This is a genomic window from Sulfitobacter sp. 1A10359 (genome assembly GCF_043558145.1).
Lineage (GTDB): Bacteria > Pseudomonadota > Alphaproteobacteria > Rhodobacterales > Rhodobacteraceae > Sulfitobacter > Sulfitobacter faviae.
In genome coordinates this window covers 495,040-511,893 of sequence record NZ_JBIFGB010000003.1, presented here as the reverse complement: position 1 = coordinate 511,893, position 16,854 = coordinate 495,040, and the positions used below count along the sequence as shown (strand labels likewise).

Genomic DNA, 16,854 nt, shown 5'->3' with positions numbered 1-16,854 from the left:
ACAAGGAGAGACCGATGAAGAAGCATCTGAGTTATCTGGCCACCGCGGCGCTGATCGCCAGCCCCGCCTTGGCCGAGGATCTGACGGTGACGTCCTTTGGCGGGGCTTACGGCGCCGCGCAGATGGAGCATATGATCCAACCCTATATGGATAAATCCGGCACCAACATCCTGTTCGAAGACTACGGCGGCGGCGTGGCCGAGATGAAGGCGCAGGTCGAGGCGGGCAACATCCTGTGGGATGTCGTCGACATCGAGGTGATCGACCTCGAACGCGCCTGTGCCGAGGGCTATCTGGAAGTGATCGACCAATCGGTTCTGCCCGATGGCGACGATGGCACCCCGGCGGCGGATGACTTCATCGATGACGCGCTGGCCAATGAATGCGGCGTGGGCAATATCGTGTGGTCCGTCGTCTTTGCCGTAAACACCGAGAACGGCGAAGGCCCCAAAACCATCGAAGACTTCTTTGATACCGAGGCGTTCCCCGGCAAACGCGGTCTGCGCAAGCGGCCTCAGGTCAACATGGAATGGGCGCTGCTGGCCGATGGCGTCGCCCCGGAAGAGGTCTATGAGGTGTTGGCCACCGAAGAGGGGCAGAAACGCGCATTTGCCAAACTCGACACCATCAAGGACGACATCACTTGGTACGACAGCTGGTCTCAGGCCCCCGTTCTGCTGAACGACGGTGGGGCGACCATGGTGCAATCCGCCAATGGCCGCATCTTCGCCGCGATCAAGGATGATGGCGCCCCCTTCGAGATCGTCTGGGACAGCCACATCTATGACCTCGACGTTTGGGCCATCATGAAGGGCACCGAGAAGAAAGAAGAGGCGATGGAGTTCATCAAGTTCGCCACAGGCACCGTGCCGCTCTCGGGGATGCAGGACGTGGCCTATGGCCCGACCCGCGCCTCTGCCCAAGCGCTGCTGCCCGAGGACGTGAAACAAGACCTGCCCACCGCGCATCTTGACGAAGGCGTCAAAGCCGATGGCATCTTCTGGGCCGACTATGGCGAGACGTTGGGCGAGAAGTTCAACGAATGGCTGCTGCAATAAGCATCCCGCCCCGCGCCTGACCGGGCGCGGGGCACCCAACCCCTATAGATGAGTAACCGCGTGTCCAGCCTCACTTCCCAAGACGCCGCCAACGCCCGTCGCCAAATGCGCAGACGCCGCCTGCAGGCGTTTCTTTTCGTGGTGCCGCTGCTGCTCTTCATCCTTTTCGCCTTTGTCGCGCCGATCACCACGATGCTGTTCCGCAGCGTCTACAACCCCACCGTGGCCGAACTGGTGCCCGAAACGCTGGAGATGCTCGAAGACTGGGAGGGCGAAAGCCTGCCCGACACGGCGGTCATCACCCAAATGGCCATCGACATGAAGCGCATGGCAAACAACCGCACCTCCGGCAGGTTCGCCGATGAGATCAACCGCGCCCTGCCGGGCATGTCGAGCGTCATCAAATCCACCGCCCGGGGCCTGCGCCGCGTCGAGGATGCCGAGCTTGCCGCCAATGGCGCCGAGATGCTGCTGGAAAAGAACGACCGTTGGGCCAAACCCGCCACTTGGCGCGCGATCCGCAGCGCCGGGCAGGTCTATACGTCGAGCTACTACCTCACCGCTGTCGATATGGAATACGACTCCGAAGGGGACATCGTCCAACGCGACACACAGATCTACAAACAGCTCTACACAAAGACGCTGAAGATGGCGCTGATCATCACCGGGCTGACGATGCTGCTGGGCTATCCGCTGGCCTTCTACATGTCGCAGGCCAGCCCCGCGACGGCGAACTTCCTGATGGTCTTTGTCCTGCTGCCCTTCTGGACCTCGCTCTTGGTGCGCACCACCGCGTGGATCGCGCTGCTGCAAGCCGGGGGCGTGGTGAACTCCTCTCTGCTCTGGGCCGGGCTGATCAACGAGCCGATAGAGCTGCTCTACAACGAGTTCTCGACCATCCTCGCCATGACCCACATCCTGCTGCCCTTCATGGTGCTGCCGCTCTACGCGGTGATGCGCGGGATTGATTCGAGCTTCATGCGCGCGGCGATCTCGATGGGGTCGAACCCCATCGGCGCGTGGTACAAAATCTACCTGCCGATGAGCCTGCCGGGTCTCTCTGCGGGGGCGCTTTTGGTTTTCATCATCTCGGTCGGCTACTACATCACGCCTGCGCTGGTCGGCGGCACCGACGGGCAGATGATCTCGAACATCATCGCTTTCCACATGCAGGTCTCGAACAACTGGGAACTGGCGGCGGCGCTTGGCTCGCTCCTGCTAATCCTGATCCTCGTTCTCTACTGGCTGTTCGACCGTTTCGTCGGCACCGACAACCTCAAGCTGGGATGACACCATGAGCCCATTGCCCGACTATTACACGATCTGGCACAAGGCGGGCCACTACGGGCTGCGCGTCATGGCGGGTCTGGTGCTGATCTTCCTGATGCTGCCGATCCTCGTCATCATGCCGCTGTCGTTCAACGCCGAGCCCTTCTTTACCTTCACCCAAGGGATGCTCTCGCTCGATCCGGACGCCTATTCGACGCGCTGGTATCAGGAGATCGTCGATGATCAGAAATGGCGCATCGCGATCCGCAACTCCTTCGTCATCGGCATCGCGGCGGCCAGCATCGCCACCGTGCTGGGCACGCTGGCGGCGGTGGGCCTCGCCTCGCCTTGGATGCCATTCAAACGGGTGATCACGGCGTTGCTGCTGTCGCCCATGATTGTGCCGCTGATCATCATCGCGGCGGGGATGTTCTTTTTCTACACGCAGTTCAATCTCGTCGGCACCTTCACCGGGCTGATCATCGCCCATGCCGCGCTTGGCGTGCCCTTTGTCATCATCACCGTCACCGCCACGCTCAGCGGCTTTGACCGCTCGCTCTTTGTCGCAGGGCTGAGCCTTGGCGCCTCGCCGATCAAGGTGTTCTGGGACGTGGTGATTCCGCTCATCCGCCCCGGCGTTATTTCGGGCGGGCTTTTTGCCTTTGTCACGTCTTTCGATGAGGTGGTGCTGGTGCTCTTCCTCGCAGGGCCAGAGCAGCGCACGATTCCGCGGCAGATGTTCTCGGGTCTGCGCGAGCAGATCAACCCGACGATTCTGGCGGTGGCGACGCTGCTGGTGGTGCTCTCGGCGACGATGCTTTTTGTGCTGGAAGCCCTGCGCCGACGCTCGGCCCGGCTGCGCGGTCAGGAATAGGCAAAACCGCCCGGGGGGCGGCACCAAACACCTGATCCATAACCATTTAGGAGGGGGGGGTGAGTGGTGAGCCGTGATGGGTTCGAACCATCGACCTACTGATTAAAAGTCAGTTGCTCTACCAACTGAGCTAACGGCCCACTAGGCGGGTAACTAGAAATTACGGGCGGCAGGGTCAAGCCCTTAATTACGAAAATCTTGCGAGATGCTGGATTAGTTTTCATGCCGGGGTTATATGCGCCGAATGTACAGCGATCAGACCCCCGGTTTGCCCTTCATGAAGATGCATGGGCTTGGCAATGACTTCGTCGTGTTTGATGCACGCGCGGAAGGAATCGACGTGACCCCGGCGATGGCACAGGCCATCGGGCACCGGCAATTTGGCGTGGGATTCGATCAGCTTGCGGTGATCACGCGCGGGACGGGCGACGCGCATCTGACCTTTTACAACAGCGACGGCTCCCTTTCTGCCGCCTGCGGCAACGCCACCCGCTGCATCGCGCGCTATCTGATGGACGACACAGGCCGCGATTCGCTGCATCTGACTACAGCACGCGGCGATCTGGCAGCGAAAGACGCCGGGGGTGGCCTGACCTCGGTCAACATGGGCCACCCGCAGCTAAAGTGGGACGAGGTGCCGCTGGCGCGCGAGATGGACACGCTGCACCTGCCGATCGACGGCGATCCGACAGCGACCGGCATGGGCAACCCGCATTGCACCTTCTTCGTCGCGGATGCCGAGACCGTGAACCTCTCCGACCTCGGCCCCCGCGCCGAGCATGACCCGCTCTACCCTGAGCGCACCAACGTGCAGGTCGCGCAGATCGTCGGGCCGGACCATATCCGCATGCGCGTCTGGGAGCGTGGCGTCGGCGTAACGCTGGCCTCGGGTTCCTCCTCCTGCGCCACCGCCGTAGCCGCCGCGCGCCGGGGCCTCACGGGCCGCGCCGTGCGCATCGACCTCGACGGGGGCACGCTGCATATCGACTGGCGCGAGGATGGCGTCTGGATGACCGGACCGACGATGCATGTCTTTTCCGGCACCCTCACCCCCGCATTTCTGGAGAGCCTGACATGAGCGCCCCGATTTTCAGCACCATGGGCTGCCGCCTCAACGCCTATGAGACCGAGGCGATGAAGGAACTCGCCGAACAGGCGGGGCTGGAGAACGCCGTGGTCGTCAACACCTGCGCGGTCACGGCCGAGGCGGTCCGCAAGGCACGGCAGGACATCCGCAAGCTGCGTAAGGCGCATCCCGGGGCGCGGCTGATCGTGACCGGCTGCGCGGCCCAGACCGAGCCCGAGACCTTTAACGCCATGCCTGAGGTCGATGCCGTGATCGGCAACACCGAAAAGATGCAAGGCGCGACATGGCAGGGCATGGCCGCCGATTTCATCGGCGAGACCGAGACTGTGCAGGTCGACGACATCATGTCCGTGACCGAAACGGCGGGCCATTTGATCGACGGGTTCGGCACCCGCAGCCGGGCCTATGTGCAGGTGCAAAACGGCTGCGACCACCGCTGCACCTTCTGCATCATTCCTTACGGTCGCGGCAATTCCCGCTCGGTCCCCGCAGGGGTCGTGGTGGACCAAATCAAGCGGTTGGTGGACAAGGGTTTTAACGAGGTGGTGCTGACCGGGGTCGATCTGACCTCCTGGGGCGCTGACCTACCCGCCACACCGAAACTCGGCGATCTGGTGATGCGAATCTTGCGTCTGGTGCCCGATCTGCCGCGCTTGCGGATTTCCTCGATCGATTCGATTGAGGTGGATGAAAACCTGATGCAGGCCATCGCCACCGAGCCACGCCTGATGCCGCATCTGCACCTGTCGTTGCAGCATGGCGACGACATGATCCTCAAGCGCATGAAGCGCCGCCATCTACGCGACGACGCGATCCGTTTCGCCCAAGAGGCCCGCGCCCTGCGTCCCGACATGACCTTTGGTGCCGACATCATCGCCGGTTTCCCGACCGAGACCGAAGCGATGTTCGAAAACTCGATGAAACTGGTCGAGGAATGTGACCTGACATGGCTGCATGTCTTCCCCTATTCCGCCCGCCCCGGCACCCCCGCGGCGCGGATGCCCGCGGTGAACGGTGCTGCGATTAAAACCCGCGCGGCACGGCTGCGCGCGGCAGGAGAACGGCAAGTGCAACGGCATTTGGAGGCGCAAGTCGGACGCACGCACGATGTGCTGATGGAGAACCCTCACATGGGGCGCACGGCGCAGTTCACCGAGGTGAGTTTTGCCGCGTCACAGGTCGAGGGCGAGATCGTGCGGACCGAGATTACCGGGACTTCAGGCACGCAGCTGACCGCCTAGCGCGCAGGGCATCGCCCTCCCTGGGGGCGATGGAACGAGGCTGTGGTCGGAACGGCTGCCGTACTCGAAACAACGCCGCATCATGAAACCTCGCCAAATCGCCCTCCGGGGGGAAGGAGGGCGATGCCCGGTGTGCCACCGGGCGGACCCTGTTGAGAGGTTTTAGGCCAAATGGCCGCCACCATTACGCATGGCCAAAAAAGCAAAAGGGCGCCGGTTTCCCGACGCCCTTCTCATTTCCAAAAGCCGTGGCCCGATCAGCCGTCCTTGCGACGGTTCTTGACCGGTGCCCAGAGCTTTTTGTTGGTCAGGTACAGCAGCACCGACAACAGACCCAACAGCACGACCCCGGCAAAGCCAGCCTGCTTGCGCGCGCCCAGCTTGGGCTCGGCGGTCCACATCAGGAAGGCAGAGACATCTTCGGCCATGTGCTGCACGTCGTTGGCATGCTCATCCGCGAACTCGACCAGCTCATCCGACAACGGGGGCGCCATGGCGATCCAGCCGCCCGGGAAGACAGTGTTCTCATAAAGAACCGTGCCCGCTTGCTCTTTCTCTTCGCCTGTGTAGCCGGCCAGAAGTGCGGTGATATACTCCGGCCCGCCGATCCCTTTGAGGAACTGGTTGATGCCCAAACCGTAGGGGCCGTGGAACGCGGCGCGTTTCTTGGCCATCAGCGAGAGGTCAGGTGCGTTCGGCAGGTTGGAGCCGGGGAAGTGGTCAACCGGGGTGCCGGGGCGGGTGTCGTCCAGCTCGGCGTCATAGACGTCATAGCCTTTGGCGTATTCGATCACCTGCTCTTCGGGCATGTTCGGACCGGTTTCGTCCGACAATGTCCGCATCGCGACATACTCCAGACCGTGGCAGGCCGCGCAAACCTCGGTGTAGATCTGCAGACCGCGCTGGAGCTGGTTTACGTCGTAACCGCCGAACGGACCATCGAAAGAGAAATCGATGTTGTCGATATGCGGTGTGGCGTGGGAATCGTCACCCTGATCGTCGTCACCGGCGTGATCTTCAGCGGCAGTTTCCTCGCCGTGGTCTTCCGCTTCCATGACACCCACGTTGGGGTCATCACTATGCGCCTGACCGGCAACATCGTCTTCGGCGATCACTTCGTTTTCAGCGTTTTCCTCGGCTGTCGATTGCGCTTCGTCCGTGGCTTCGACTTCCTCGGCAGGCGCTTCTTCGGCGTCTTCGGCAGAAACCTCTTCGGGCGCTTCCTCGGTGGCAGCATCCTCAGTGGCGGTTTCTTCGGCCGGGGCCTCTTCCGCTACTGGTGCTTCCTCGGCAGGCGCCGTTTCAGCCGGAGCTTCTTCGGTTGTCGCCTCTTCAGTTGGTGCGTCATCAACCGGAGCCTCGGCAGCAGGTGCCTCTTCGGTTGCGGTGTCCTCAGCAGGGGCTGCCTCAACCGCGGGTTCGTCAGCCGGGGCCGCGTCGACCTCGGGTTCGGCTGCGGGCGCGTCAGTTTCAGCAGGTGCCTCTTCCGCCGCTGGCGCTTCAGCAGGCGCGGTTTCGGCTTCGGCCTCCGGCGTTTCCGCCGGAGTTGTTAGCAGTTCTTCTTCTGTCGCTGTGTCCTGCGCCAGCACCGCCGTCCCCGGCAGGGCAAGGCCCAGAGTTACCACGGCAGAAAGGAGGTTGGTCTTCATCATGGTCATGATCCTTATTCCGCCGGGTTCACAAGCGTCTTGGTGCCGCCTGCCTTCGGCGCGTAATGCGCGTCAAAGTCGGCTTCGATGGTTTCAGGCTGCGCCAGCGGCTTCTCGATCACGCCCAAGAGGGGCAGGATCACGAGGAAGTAGGCGAACCAATAGGCCGAAGCGATCAGTGAGAAGCTCGCATAGGGCTCTTCTGCGGGCATCGCACCCAGCCACATCAGGGCGAAGAAGTCGATCACCAGCAGAGCGAACCACCATTTGAACATCGGACGATACCGGCCCGAACGTACAGAGGATGTGTCCAGCCATGGCACCAGCGCCATCACGGCAATCGCACCGAACATCGCCAGCACGCCGAAGAACTTGGCGTCGATGATGCCACCGGTCACGAAGGACGCGATCTGCACAACCCAAACCTCAGAGGTGAAGGCCCGCAGGATCGCGTAGAAAGGCAGGAAGTACCATTCCGGCACGATGTGTGCAGGCGTCGCCAGAGCGTTGGCTTCGATGTAGTTGTCCGGGTGGCCCAGATAGTTCGGCATGAAGCCAACAACCGCGAAGAACAGCGTCAGGATCACGGCCAGCGCGAACAAGTCCTTGATCACGAAGTAGGGCCAGAACGGCAGCGTGTCTTTCTTGGCGTCTTCCTTCGAGGTGCGGCGCACTTCGACCCCGGTGGGGTTGTTATTGCCGGTCGTGTGGAAGGCCCAGATGTGGAGAACCACAAGGCCCGCAATTACGAAGGGCAGCAGATAGTGCAACGAGAAGAAGCGGTTCAGCGTCGCGTTATCAACGGCAGGTCCACCCAGCAGGAATGTCTGCAGTGTTTCACCGACGAAGGGCACCGCGCCAAAGAGGCCGGTAATCACGGTCGCGCCCCAGAAGGACATCTGACCCCAAGGCAGAACGTAGCCCATAAAGCCGGTGGCCATCATCAGCAGATAGATCAACATGCCGATGATCCATGTGATCTCACGCGGGGCTTTATAGGAGCCATAGTAGAGACCACGGAAAATATGCGCATAGACCGCGATAAAGAACAGCGACGCGCCGTTCATATGCAGATAGCGGATCATATAGCCGCCGTTCACGTTGCGCATGATGTGCTCAACCGACGAGAAGGCCAGATCGACATGCGGCGTGTAGTGCATCACCAGAACGATGCCGGTGATGATCTGCAGTGCCAGACAGAAAGTCAGCACGATGCCCCAGATCCACATCCAGTTCAGGTTCTTGGGCGTGGGGATCATCAATGTGTCGTACAACAGGCCAACGATGGGAAGGCGGCGGTGCAGCCACTTTTCGCCGTTCGAATTCGGCTCGTAATGGTCGTGAGGAATTCCAGACATCTCTCTTCCGCTCCCTTAACCCAGTTTGATCGTGGACTCGTCCACGAATTCGGCGACAGGCACCGGCAAGTTGCGCGGAGCCGGCCCTTTACGGATGCGGCCCGCGGTATCGTAGTGCGACCCGTGGCAGGGGCAGAACCAGCCGCCAAAGTCGCCAGCATCACCCAAGGGCACGCAGCCGAGGTGTGTGCAAACGCCCATCTGAACCAGCCACTCGCCGCTTTCGTCCAAGGCGCGGTTGGCATCCGTGGCGGGCACGTCGCCGCCCAGGTTGGCGTTCTGCGCGATGGGGTCAGGCAGGCTGGACACGTCAACAGCGCTTGCCTCTTCGATCTCGGCCTCGGTGCGGCGGCGAATGAACACCGGCTTGCCCAGCCATTTCACGGTCAGCTGCGTCCCGACTTCGACGCCGGACACATCCACACGAATGGACGACAGCGCCTTTACGTCGGCAGAGGGGTTCATCTGGTTGACCAGCGGCCAGACGGCGGCACCAACGGCGACGGCACCTGTACCGGCTGTCGCGTAATACAGGAAATCCCTCCGGGTGCCTGCGTGTTCTTCTGCTTGGGACACGGGTTTACTCCAATTCTTGGCCGACTTTGGCCGACAGACATAGGGGTGGCGTCACCTTGCCACCTGACTTCTCGCCGCTATCTACCGGGATGGACCGCGCCCGTCCAGATGTCAAAGCCGCGCATCTTGGATCAACCGCGCCACAACGCGGCAAAAATACCGCGATTGTGGCAATATCATTACGGCACGCTTACTGCGGCGGCGCGGTATGGGTCATCGCGGGGCGCGAATCAAAGGCATCGAACCATGCCGCCAGATCGGGGTTTCCAGCCCGCCAATCCCGCGCAGCATGGCGGAAATCGATATATCCCAAGGCACAGCCAAGCGCGATTTGCCCCATGTCCAAGGGCCCAGCCAAATGTGCAGCCCATTGATTGTTAAGCGTCTTACAGGCCCGGTCGACCTTGCCCCACTGGCCTTCGACCCATTCCGACATGCGTTTATCTTCGGGGCGCAGCTTGCCCTCATAGACCATGGCGAGCGCAGCATCGAGCATGCCATCCGCCGTGGCCTCCAGCGTCAAAGTGTCCCACCTGCTTGTGCCTTGGGGGTAAAGCCCCGCCCCGGCGCGGTCATCCAAATAGGCGCAGATCACCCGGCTGTCGTAAAGCGTGCAGCCGTCCGGCCGCTCCAGCGCAGGCACTTTGGTCAGTGGATTGCGTGCGGCAAAGCCTTCGGCAGGGGCCAGCGGCGTGCCCGAAGTCGGCTCTAGCGCGACATCATCAAGCTGACCCGTTTCATGCAGCAACACCATGACCTTGCGGACATAGGGTGAGGTTGGAGAATAAAATAGTTTCACGTGAAGTCCCCCCTTGGTTGCCCGCACTATTCAACGGGGCCGCGCCAGACGCAACGGGGATCACACCCCGCGCATCAGGGCCGCCATCACCGCCGGATCCGTACCGAACCCATGCGCCGCCATCTGCTCCGCCGCCGCGAGACGCACGGCCGCATCCTTGTTCTGTCCCAGCTTCCACGTGCCGTCGACCCCGGTGACGCGGAGCTGGCAAGGCACGATCATCCGCAGCATCTTGTCCCGCGCCTCGGGGGTCATCTTGTCCATCTTCCACGGGGTCTTTGGGGCCAGCCGCGCCTCATAGATCGCCGATTGCCGGGCCAACAGATCGGGCAGTTCCTCTGCAGGGCGAAGCTCTAGCCTGCCGGTCAGATGCACGGCCACATAGTTCCATGTCGGCACCTGATCCTCGATCCCGTACCAATCGGGCGAGACATAGCTGTCGGCCCCCGTTACGGCCAAACGCACCGGCTGCGGGGTTTTCAGCGCCCGCGCGATGGGGTTGGGGCGCACCAGATGCAACTCGGCCAAATCCCCGGCGTCGTTCAGGATGAAAGGCACATGCGCCATCAACGGCCCCTCTGCCCCGTTGATCGCCAGAACGCCAAAGCCGGTGTCACGAGCAAAGACAAGGTTCCGGTCGCGGCCCTCTTTGCGGTAGATCGGATTGGGGTGCATGGTGCCTCCTATGCGTTTCTTTTGGTATTGCAGAGCCTTGCGCAACTTGGCAACCTGACATCATTCTCAGGGCGGGGCGGAATTCCCCACCGGCGGTAAGCGGTCCCCGCAAGCCCGCGAGCGGCCTTTTCGAAGGTGTCAGCAGATCTGGTGCGACTCCAGAGCCGACGGTCACAGTCCGGATGAAAGAGAATGCGAACAAAGACGGGGGCGAAGCCTCGGTCGTTGCGCGTGATCGCCTTGGGTGGACGTGTCTGAACCTAAAGGAGATCACCATGACACAAGAACGTTCCGCCCGTTTCGCCTTTGTGCGTGCAAGCTGGCATGCGGATATCGTCGACCGCGCCTATGACGGGTTTACCGAAGTTATTGACGCCGCGCAGGTGGACAGCTTTGCCGTTCCCGGTGCCTTTGAACTGCCGCTCATGGCGCAGCGTCTGGCCAAGACGGGCCGCTACGACGCCGTGATCTGCGCGGCCTTCGTGGTGGATGGCGGCATTTACCGGCATGACTTCGTAGCGCAGACGGTGATCGATGGGCTGATGCGCGTGGGGCTGGACTGCGACCTGCCGGTGCTGTCGGTCTCGCTCACGCCGCACCACTATCAGGAAACGGATCATCACAACGCGATCTACCGCGATCATTTCGTCACCAAGGGGCGCGAGGCTGCGCAGGCCGCCCTTGGCATGACCCAAGCGCTGGAGACGTTTTCTTCAAAAGAAAACGGCGCGGAAATTTCAAAAATTTCCGCCGCCTAGCCGAGATAGGCGCGCAGGGCCGGGGGCGGGTTGTCGAGCAATTCCGCCGCCGGTCCCGGCGCATGGGCGCGCCCGCCTTCGACAAAGATCACCTCATCCGCAATGCGGCGCACGTCATCGGGGGCATGGGTCACCATGATCAGCCCCGCGCCGGTCTCACGGGCGAGGTCTTGGACCAGATCCAGCATCTCGACCCGCAGCGCCGGGCCGAGCGCGGCGAAGGGTTCGTCCAACAGCACCCAAGGCCGCGCCTGCACCAGCACCCGCGCCAGCGCCACGCGGCTTTGCTGCCCGCCCGACAGCGCGCCCGGGCGTTTGGCGGCATGGGTGGCAAGCCCCACCCGCGCGAGGGCGGCATCGACCGCCTCCCGATCCGCTGCTTTCAGCCGCAAATCGGGGCGCAGGCCAAGGCCGACGTTCTGCCGCACGGTGAGATGCGGGAATAGGTTGTTGTCCTGAAACAGCATCGTCATGCCGCGCTGGCCGGGATGTTGATCCGTGATCTCCTCCCCCTCCCGCAACAACCGCCCCGCCGCCACCGGCACGAACCCACAGATTGCCGCCAGCAGGGTCGACTTGCCCGACCCGGAGGGGCCGATCACCGCGTAGTTGCGCCCCTGCGCCAGTGTCATATCGGCCGCGAGGGAGAACTCGCCCCGCTCAATGCGCATATCTTCAAGCGTCAGCATGCCAGCGCCCCCATTTGTCGCAGATGAAAAACACCGCCAGCGCCAAGACCAGCAAAAGCAGCGCTGCGCCCGCCGCGGCCTCCATCCGGTAGGCGCCCATCAGACGGTACATCTGCAAAGGCAGCGTCGCACGTTCCTGATCGGCGAAAAGCGCGATCACGCCGAGATCCCCCACCGAGAGCGCCCCCGTCAGCCCGGCGGCAAAACCAAGTTGCGGGCGCAGACGCGGCAGGACCAGCAGCCGCCACAGCGCCCAGCCTTTCATGCCGAGGGTCTGGGTCAGGGGGCCATAATCCTTCAAGGTCTCGCGCAGGCGCGGCACCAGAATGCGCAGCACGAAAGGCAGCGCCATCAGCGCGTTGACCAAGGCGGTGACCGGCAAGCTCAGCCGTGCCGGGTCCAGCACAGGGTTGATCAAGATGAACCACCCCGTGCCAATCATCAGCGGAGAGGCCGCAAGCCCCATCAGGCCAATCGCCTCCACCCCGCCGCGTCGCCGGGTGGCGATCCAGCCTGCCATCGGCAGCGCCAGCAGGGCCAGCACCGCCACGCTCAACCCCGCCACCAGAATGCTATTCCCGGAGGCCTGCCAGACCGAGGCAGGCAGTTGCGCGACCCCCGCCAGCCCGCGCAGCACCACGGCCCCCAGCGGCAGCAGCAAGAACAGCGCGGCGAGCGCGATCACCAGCCCGTCCAACGCTCGCTGCACGCCGCCCCGCGCATCCCAGCGGCGCAGGGGGCGGTCCAACCCGCCGCCCAAGCTGATCGGCGGGATCAGCCAAAGCGCTGCCACCGCCGCTGCGCCAGCCAGAACAAGCTGCACCACGGACAGAAGCGCGGCGCGCCCCAGATCAAAGTCAAACCGAAAGGCCTGATAGATCGCCAATTCAACCGTCGTCGCCCGCGGCCCACCGCCTAGCGTCAGCGCCACGGCGAAACTGGTCAGGCAAATCACAAAAATTAGCGCCGCCACACCGGGCAGCACCTGCCGCAGCATCGGCCATTCCAGCGCCAGAAACAGCGCCCGCGGCGTCATCTGGAGCTGCCCCGCGAGCCGAAACCGCTCGGACGGGATGCTCTGCCAGCCTTGCAGCAAAAGCCGCGTCGCAAGCGGCAGGTTGAAGAAGACATGCGCCAGAACCACGCCATGCAGCCCGTAGATTGACACCGGCGGCAGGCCAAGAGCCGCGCCAAACTGGTTCAGCACGCCCGAGCGGCCAAAGACGGTCAGCAGCCCCAGCACCGCCACGATCACCGGCAGAATGAAAGGCGCGCCCAGCAGCGTGATCAGCGCCCCACGCCCCCAGAACCGCCGCCGCGCCAAGGCCCGCGCCACCGGCACGGCCAGCAGCACCGAAAGCACCGCCGACCAGACCGCCTGCGTCGCGGTAAACCGCACCGCCGCCCAATCCGCCGGGCCAAGCCCTGCGCCCACATCGGCTGCCGCGAAAACGGCGACCAAAGCGGCAAGGATCAGCCCCGCCACCAGCGCGGCGGCGAAAAGCCCCGTCTTGCCGCTTAACGCGACAGCGCGGTCAGCCATTCGTCCAAAGCCTCCTCACGGAGCGCGGGGACCTCGCCGTTCGGTACCAACAGCGCCTTGCCGGGCTGGATCATGCCCTCGAACCCTGCGGGCAGACCGCCTTCGGGCGTCACGGCGGGATACATCCAGTTGGTCGTCGGCAGCACCGATTGCGCGGCATCAGAGACGAGGTATTGCAAGAACCGATCCGCCAGTTCCGGCTGATCCGACCCGGCGAGCTTCCCCGCCACTTCGATCTGCATGTAATGGCCCTCGTCGAACAGCGCCGCGGTCTTGCTGTCGTCCTCCTCCGCGATCAGGTGATAGGCCGGAGAGGTGGTGTAGCTCAGCACCATATCGGCTTCGCCTTCGAGGAAGAGTCCGTAGGCTTCGGACCACCCTTTGGTCACGGTCACGACGTTATCCGCCAGTCCTGCCCAAACCTCAGGTGCGTCGTCGCCGTATGCCGCTTTGACCCACATCAGCAGGCCCAAACCGGGCGTTGAGGAGCGCGGGTCTTGGATCACGATTTTCAGATCGCTTTCGGCCAGCGCTTTGAAATTACCGGGCGCGCCCAGATCGGTGCCGTGGACAAAGGCGAAGTAGCCCCAGTCATAGGGCACGAAGACCTCGTCTTCCCAAGTGATCGGCAGGTCATAGTCGGCCTGCAACCCGCTCGGCGCAAACAGATCGGTCTCTTTCGCGGCGGCGACAAGGCTGGTGTCCAGCCCCAGCACGATATCCGCGTCGGACCGTGCGCCTTCAAGCTTGAGCCGCGCCAGCAAGGCCGCACCGTCGCCCATGCCGACGAATTTCAGATCGCAGCCGCAGTGGGCCTCGAACCCCTCTTCGATGGCCGGGCCCGGCCCCCATTCGGTGACGAAACTGTCGTAGGTATAGACCGTCAGTTCAGGCGTCTCGGCCCATGCGGCCGATGCGCCCATGACGCCCGCAGCAAGTGTAAGATACTTCATCGCATCCTCCTTTTGCGGCGAAAGGTAAAAGGTGGATGTCTGTCCTGACCTTCCCTCCGCCGGTGTTAACCGGTTCAGGTTCAACGGGTCCGCACAGCATGCACATCTCAGCCCAAAGGCCCCCCGAGGTAGCGTCAGGGGTAGATCGGACCTGCACAATTGGCAAGGCAAATCCCCTTGAGGCAGGGCGCTGGCCCGGCTAAGGGTTTGACAACAGGAGGTCCGCCCATGTCGATCAACAGCTTTGGCCATCTTTACCGGGTCACTACATGGGGCGAGAGCCACGGGCCCGCCCTTGGGGCGACCATCGACGGCTGCCCCCCCGACGTGCCGATTGACGAGGGCATGATTCAACATTGGCTCGACAAGCGCAAACCGGGCCAGAACAAATACACCACTCAGCGGCGCGAAGCGGATGAAGTGCGGATCCTGTCGGGCACCTTCGAAGGGGTCACCACCGGCACGCCGATCCAGTTGATGATCGAGAACACCGATCAGCGTTCCAAAGACTACGGCGACATCAAGGACAAGTTCCGCCCCGGTCACGCCGACATCACCTATTTCCAAAAATACGGCATCCGCGACTATCGCGGGGGTGGCCGTTCCTCGGCCCGGGAAACCGCCGCGCGGGTGGCGGCGGGCGGTCTGGCGCGTGAGGCGATCAAGGCGCTGGCGCCGGAGCTTCAGATCACCGGCTACATGGTGCAGATGGGGCCGCATAAGATCGACCGCGATGCCTTTGACTGGGACCAGATCGACCAAAACCCCTTTTGGGTGCCGGATGCCAAAGCAGCGGCGGACTGGGCCGACTACCTCGACGGGCTGCGCAAATCGGGCAGCAGCGTCGGCGCGATCATCGAAGTGACGGCGCGCGGCGTGCCTGCGGGCCTCGGCGCGCCGGTCTATGGCAAGCTCGACACCGATCTGGCCGCCGCGATGATGAGCATCAATGCCGTCAAGGGCGTGGAGATCGGCGAGGGCATGTCGGCGGCGATGCTGACCGGCGAATTGAATGCCGATGAGATCACCATGGGACCCGATGGGCCGGAATATTCCTCGAACCACGCCGGCGGCATCTTGGGCGGGATCAGCACCGGGCAGGATGTGGTGCTGCGTTTCGCGGTGAAGCCGACCTCCAGCATCCTGACCACGCGGCGCACGATCACGAAACAGGGCGAAGAGACCGAGATCATCACCAAGGGCCGTCACGATCCCTGCGTCGGCATCCGCGCGGTGCCGGTGGGCGAGGCGATGATGGCCTGCGTGCTGCTGGATCACCTGCTGCTGCATCGCGGACAGATTGGCCAGAACCGCGGCATAATTGGCCCCGAGGCGTGAGGATCAAAGCATGAAAGTCGATGATTTCTCCGCCCGCCCCGCCCTTGGTGTCGGACTGAAAATCACGGCGATCCTGCTTTTCACCTGCATGTCCGCGATCATCAAATCGCTGGCCGACGAGGTTCCCGCCGGGGAGTCTGTCTTCTTCCGCTCCTTCTTTGCCATTCCAGTGATCCTGATCTGGCTGGCACAGCGCGGCAAATTGAAGAGCGGGCTAAAGACGCAAAACCCGATGGGCCATGTCTGGCGCGGGCTGTTCGGCACCACGGCGATGGGGCTGACCTTTACCGGCCTCGGCCTGCTGCCCCTGCCCGAGGTCACGGCCATCGGTTTTGCCACACCGATTTTCACCGTCATCCTCGCCGCCGTGTTGCTGGGCGAGAAAATCCGCCTGATCCGCGTGAGTGCTGTGGCGATCGGGTTGGTGGGGGTGATGATCATCCTCTGGCCGCGTTTCACCAGCATCGGCACGATGGAGCAGACAGCCACCATCGGCGCGTTGCTGATCCTGATGGCGACGATGGTGCGCAGCCTCGTGCAGATCCACATTCGCCAATTGGTACAGAACGAAGACACCGCCGCAATCGTCTTTTACTTCTCCTGCACTGCCTCCCTGCTGGCGCTTTGCACCCTGCCCTTCGGCTGGGTCATCCCCGATCTGCAAACCTTTGGCCTGCTGGTCCTCGCCGGGTTGATCGGCGGGGTGGCGCAAATCCTGATTACCTCGGCCTATCGCTTCGGCTCGGCCTCGATGCTGGCGCCCTATGACTACACCTCGATGCTTTTCGCCATTTTGCTGGGCTATGTCTTCTTTGCCGAACTGCCCACGATGATGATGCTGGCGGGCGCGGCGTTGGTGATCAGCGCGGGCGCGCTGGTGATCTGGCGCGAGCGGCAGTTGGGGATGGAGCGTGGCAAGGCGCGATCTGTCACCGATCCCAAAGCGTGATCGAATGCGGGCTTTCGCCCGGCCCGGCCTCTCCCTAT

16 protein-coding genes, 1 tRNA gene and 2 riboswitches are annotated in these 16,854 nt (G+C 63.0%); of the genes, 8 read left to right on the top strand and 9 right to left on the bottom strand.

All coding sequences use genetic code 11. The features are described 5' to 3' along the window. The first annotated feature begins 14 nt into the window (after positions 1 to 14). From ACGYK2_RS10875 to ACGYK2_RS10865, 3 genes are read left to right on the top strand one after another with little or no spacing between them, the layout of a single operon-like run. Positions 15 to 1,058 carry an ABC transporter substrate-binding protein gene (locus tag ACGYK2_RS10875; protein ID WP_067265759.1) on the top strand — a complete coding sequence of 348 codons (1,044 nt, stop codon included), beginning with the start codon at positions 15 to 17 and terminating at the stop codon, positions 1,056 to 1,058. 60 nt (positions 1,059 to 1,118) lie between these two features. Then, entirely contained in the window at positions 1,119 to 2,348 is a 1,230-nt protein-coding gene (locus ACGYK2_RS10870; RefSeq protein ID WP_271688727.1) for an ABC transporter permease, read from the top strand. A 4-nt stretch (positions 2,349 to 2,352) separates the two neighbouring features. After that, a complete protein-coding gene (locus ACGYK2_RS10865) occupies positions 2,353 to 3,201 on the top strand; it encodes an ABC transporter permease (protein ID WP_271688726.1) in 849 nt (282 codons plus the stop codon). A 64-nt stretch (positions 3,202 to 3,265) separates the two neighbouring features. Here ACGYK2_RS10865 and ACGYK2_RS10860 read toward each other — a convergent pair. Then, positions 3,266 to 3,341, bottom strand: a tRNA-Lys gene (locus ACGYK2_RS10860). Between the two features lie 104 nt (positions 3,342 to 3,445). On the opposite strand from ACGYK2_RS10860, the gene dapF reads away from it, so the two are divergent. Together dapF and mtaB are read left to right on the top strand one after the other, a co-directional pair. After that, positions 3,446 to 4,279 (top strand): diaminopimelate epimerase, encoded by an 834-nt coding sequence (gene dapF, locus ACGYK2_RS10855; RefSeq protein WP_271689908.1) that lies wholly within the window; start codon positions 3,446 to 3,448, stop codon positions 4,277 to 4,279. Further along, positions 4,276 to 5,529, top strand: a complete 1,254-nt coding sequence (mtaB, locus tag ACGYK2_RS10850; RefSeq protein ID WP_271688725.1) for a tRNA (N(6)-L-threonylcarbamoyladenosine(37)-C(2))-methylthiotransferase MtaB — start codon at positions 4,276 to 4,278, stop codon at positions 5,527 to 5,529. The genes dapF and mtaB overlap by 4 nt, the downstream gene beginning before the upstream one ends. A 257-nt stretch (positions 5,530 to 5,786) precedes the next feature. Here the strand turns inward: mtaB and ACGYK2_RS10845 are convergent, their stop codons facing one another. The 5 genes from ACGYK2_RS10845 to ACGYK2_RS10825 form a co-directional block, all read right to left on the bottom strand. After that, positions 5,787 to 7,181: a cytochrome c1 gene (locus ACGYK2_RS10845; protein ID WP_271688724.1), complete on the bottom strand. Its 1,395-nt coding sequence runs from the start codon at positions 7,179 to 7,181 to the stop codon at positions 5,787 to 5,789. 11 nt (positions 7,182 to 7,192) lie between these two features. Beyond that, positions 7,193 to 8,536, bottom strand: a complete 1,344-nt coding sequence (gene petB / locus ACGYK2_RS10840; protein ID WP_067265773.1) for a cytochrome b — start codon at positions 8,534 to 8,536, stop codon at positions 7,193 to 7,195. A gap of 15 nt (positions 8,537 to 8,551) precedes the next feature. Further along, on the bottom strand, positions 8,552 to 9,112 hold the full coding sequence (gene petA / locus ACGYK2_RS10835) for a ubiquinol-cytochrome c reductase iron-sulfur subunit (RefSeq protein WP_271688723.1): 561 nt from the start codon (positions 9,110 to 9,112) through the stop codon (positions 8,552 to 8,554). 190 nt (positions 9,113 to 9,302) lie between these two features. Continuing rightward, the gene (locus tag ACGYK2_RS10830; protein ID WP_271688722.1) at positions 9,303 to 9,911 is read right to left on the bottom strand and encodes a glutathione S-transferase; all 609 of its coding nucleotides are present in this window, start codon (positions 9,909 to 9,911) and stop codon (positions 9,303 to 9,305) included. Between the two features lie 60 nt (positions 9,912 to 9,971). Further along, the gene (locus tag ACGYK2_RS10825; RefSeq protein ID WP_271688721.1) at positions 9,972 to 10,586 is read right to left on the bottom strand and encodes an FMN-binding negative transcriptional regulator; all 615 of its coding nucleotides are present in this window, start codon (positions 10,584 to 10,586) and stop codon (positions 9,972 to 9,974) included. A gap of 58 nt (positions 10,587 to 10,644) precedes the next feature. Further along, positions 10,645 to 10,784, top strand: a riboswitch (FMN riboswitch). A 77-nt stretch (positions 10,785 to 10,861) separates the two neighbouring features. On the opposite strand from ACGYK2_RS10825, the gene ACGYK2_RS10820 reads away from it, so the two are divergent. Then, positions 10,862 to 11,344, top strand: coding sequence for a 6,7-dimethyl-8-ribityllumazine synthase (locus ACGYK2_RS10820; protein WP_271688720.1), 483 nt, complete (start codon positions 10,862 to 10,864; stop codon positions 11,342 to 11,344). Here ACGYK2_RS10820 and ACGYK2_RS10815 read toward each other — a convergent pair. From ACGYK2_RS10815 to thiB, 3 genes are read right to left on the bottom strand one after another with little or no spacing between them, the layout of a single operon-like run. Further along, positions 11,341 to 12,033, bottom strand: coding sequence for an ATP-binding cassette domain-containing protein (locus tag ACGYK2_RS10815; protein WP_271688719.1), 693 nt, complete (start codon positions 12,031 to 12,033; stop codon positions 11,341 to 11,343). The two genes, ACGYK2_RS10820 and ACGYK2_RS10815, sit on opposite strands and share 4 nt — an antisense overlap. After that, positions 12,020 to 13,576, bottom strand: coding sequence for a thiamine/thiamine pyrophosphate ABC transporter permease ThiP (locus ACGYK2_RS10810; protein WP_276154361.1), 1,557 nt, complete (start codon positions 13,574 to 13,576; stop codon positions 12,020 to 12,022). The genes ACGYK2_RS10815 and ACGYK2_RS10810 overlap by 14 nt, the downstream gene beginning before the upstream one ends. Continuing rightward, positions 13,552 to 14,529: a thiamine ABC transporter substrate binding subunit gene (gene thiB / locus ACGYK2_RS10805; RefSeq protein WP_271688717.1), complete on the bottom strand. Its 978-nt coding sequence runs from the start codon at positions 14,527 to 14,529 to the stop codon at positions 13,552 to 13,554. Before thiB ends, ACGYK2_RS10810 begins: the two co-directional genes overlap by 25 nt. Before the next feature lie 34 nt (positions 14,530 to 14,563). After that, positions 14,564 to 14,665: riboswitch (TPP riboswitch) on the bottom strand. Between the two features lie 92 nt (positions 14,666 to 14,757). Here thiB and aroC point away from each other — a divergent pair. Next, positions 14,758 to 15,867: a chorismate synthase gene (aroC, locus tag ACGYK2_RS10800; protein WP_271688716.1), complete on the top strand. Its 1,110-nt coding sequence runs from the start codon at positions 14,758 to 14,760 to the stop codon at positions 15,865 to 15,867. Positions 15,868 to 15,877: 10 nt separating this feature from the next. Continuing rightward, positions 15,878 to 16,816 (top strand): DMT family transporter, encoded by a 939-nt coding sequence (locus tag ACGYK2_RS10795; protein ID WP_067265788.1) that lies wholly within the window; start codon positions 15,878 to 15,880, stop codon positions 16,814 to 16,816. Positions 16,817 to 16,854 lie beyond the last annotated feature (38 nt).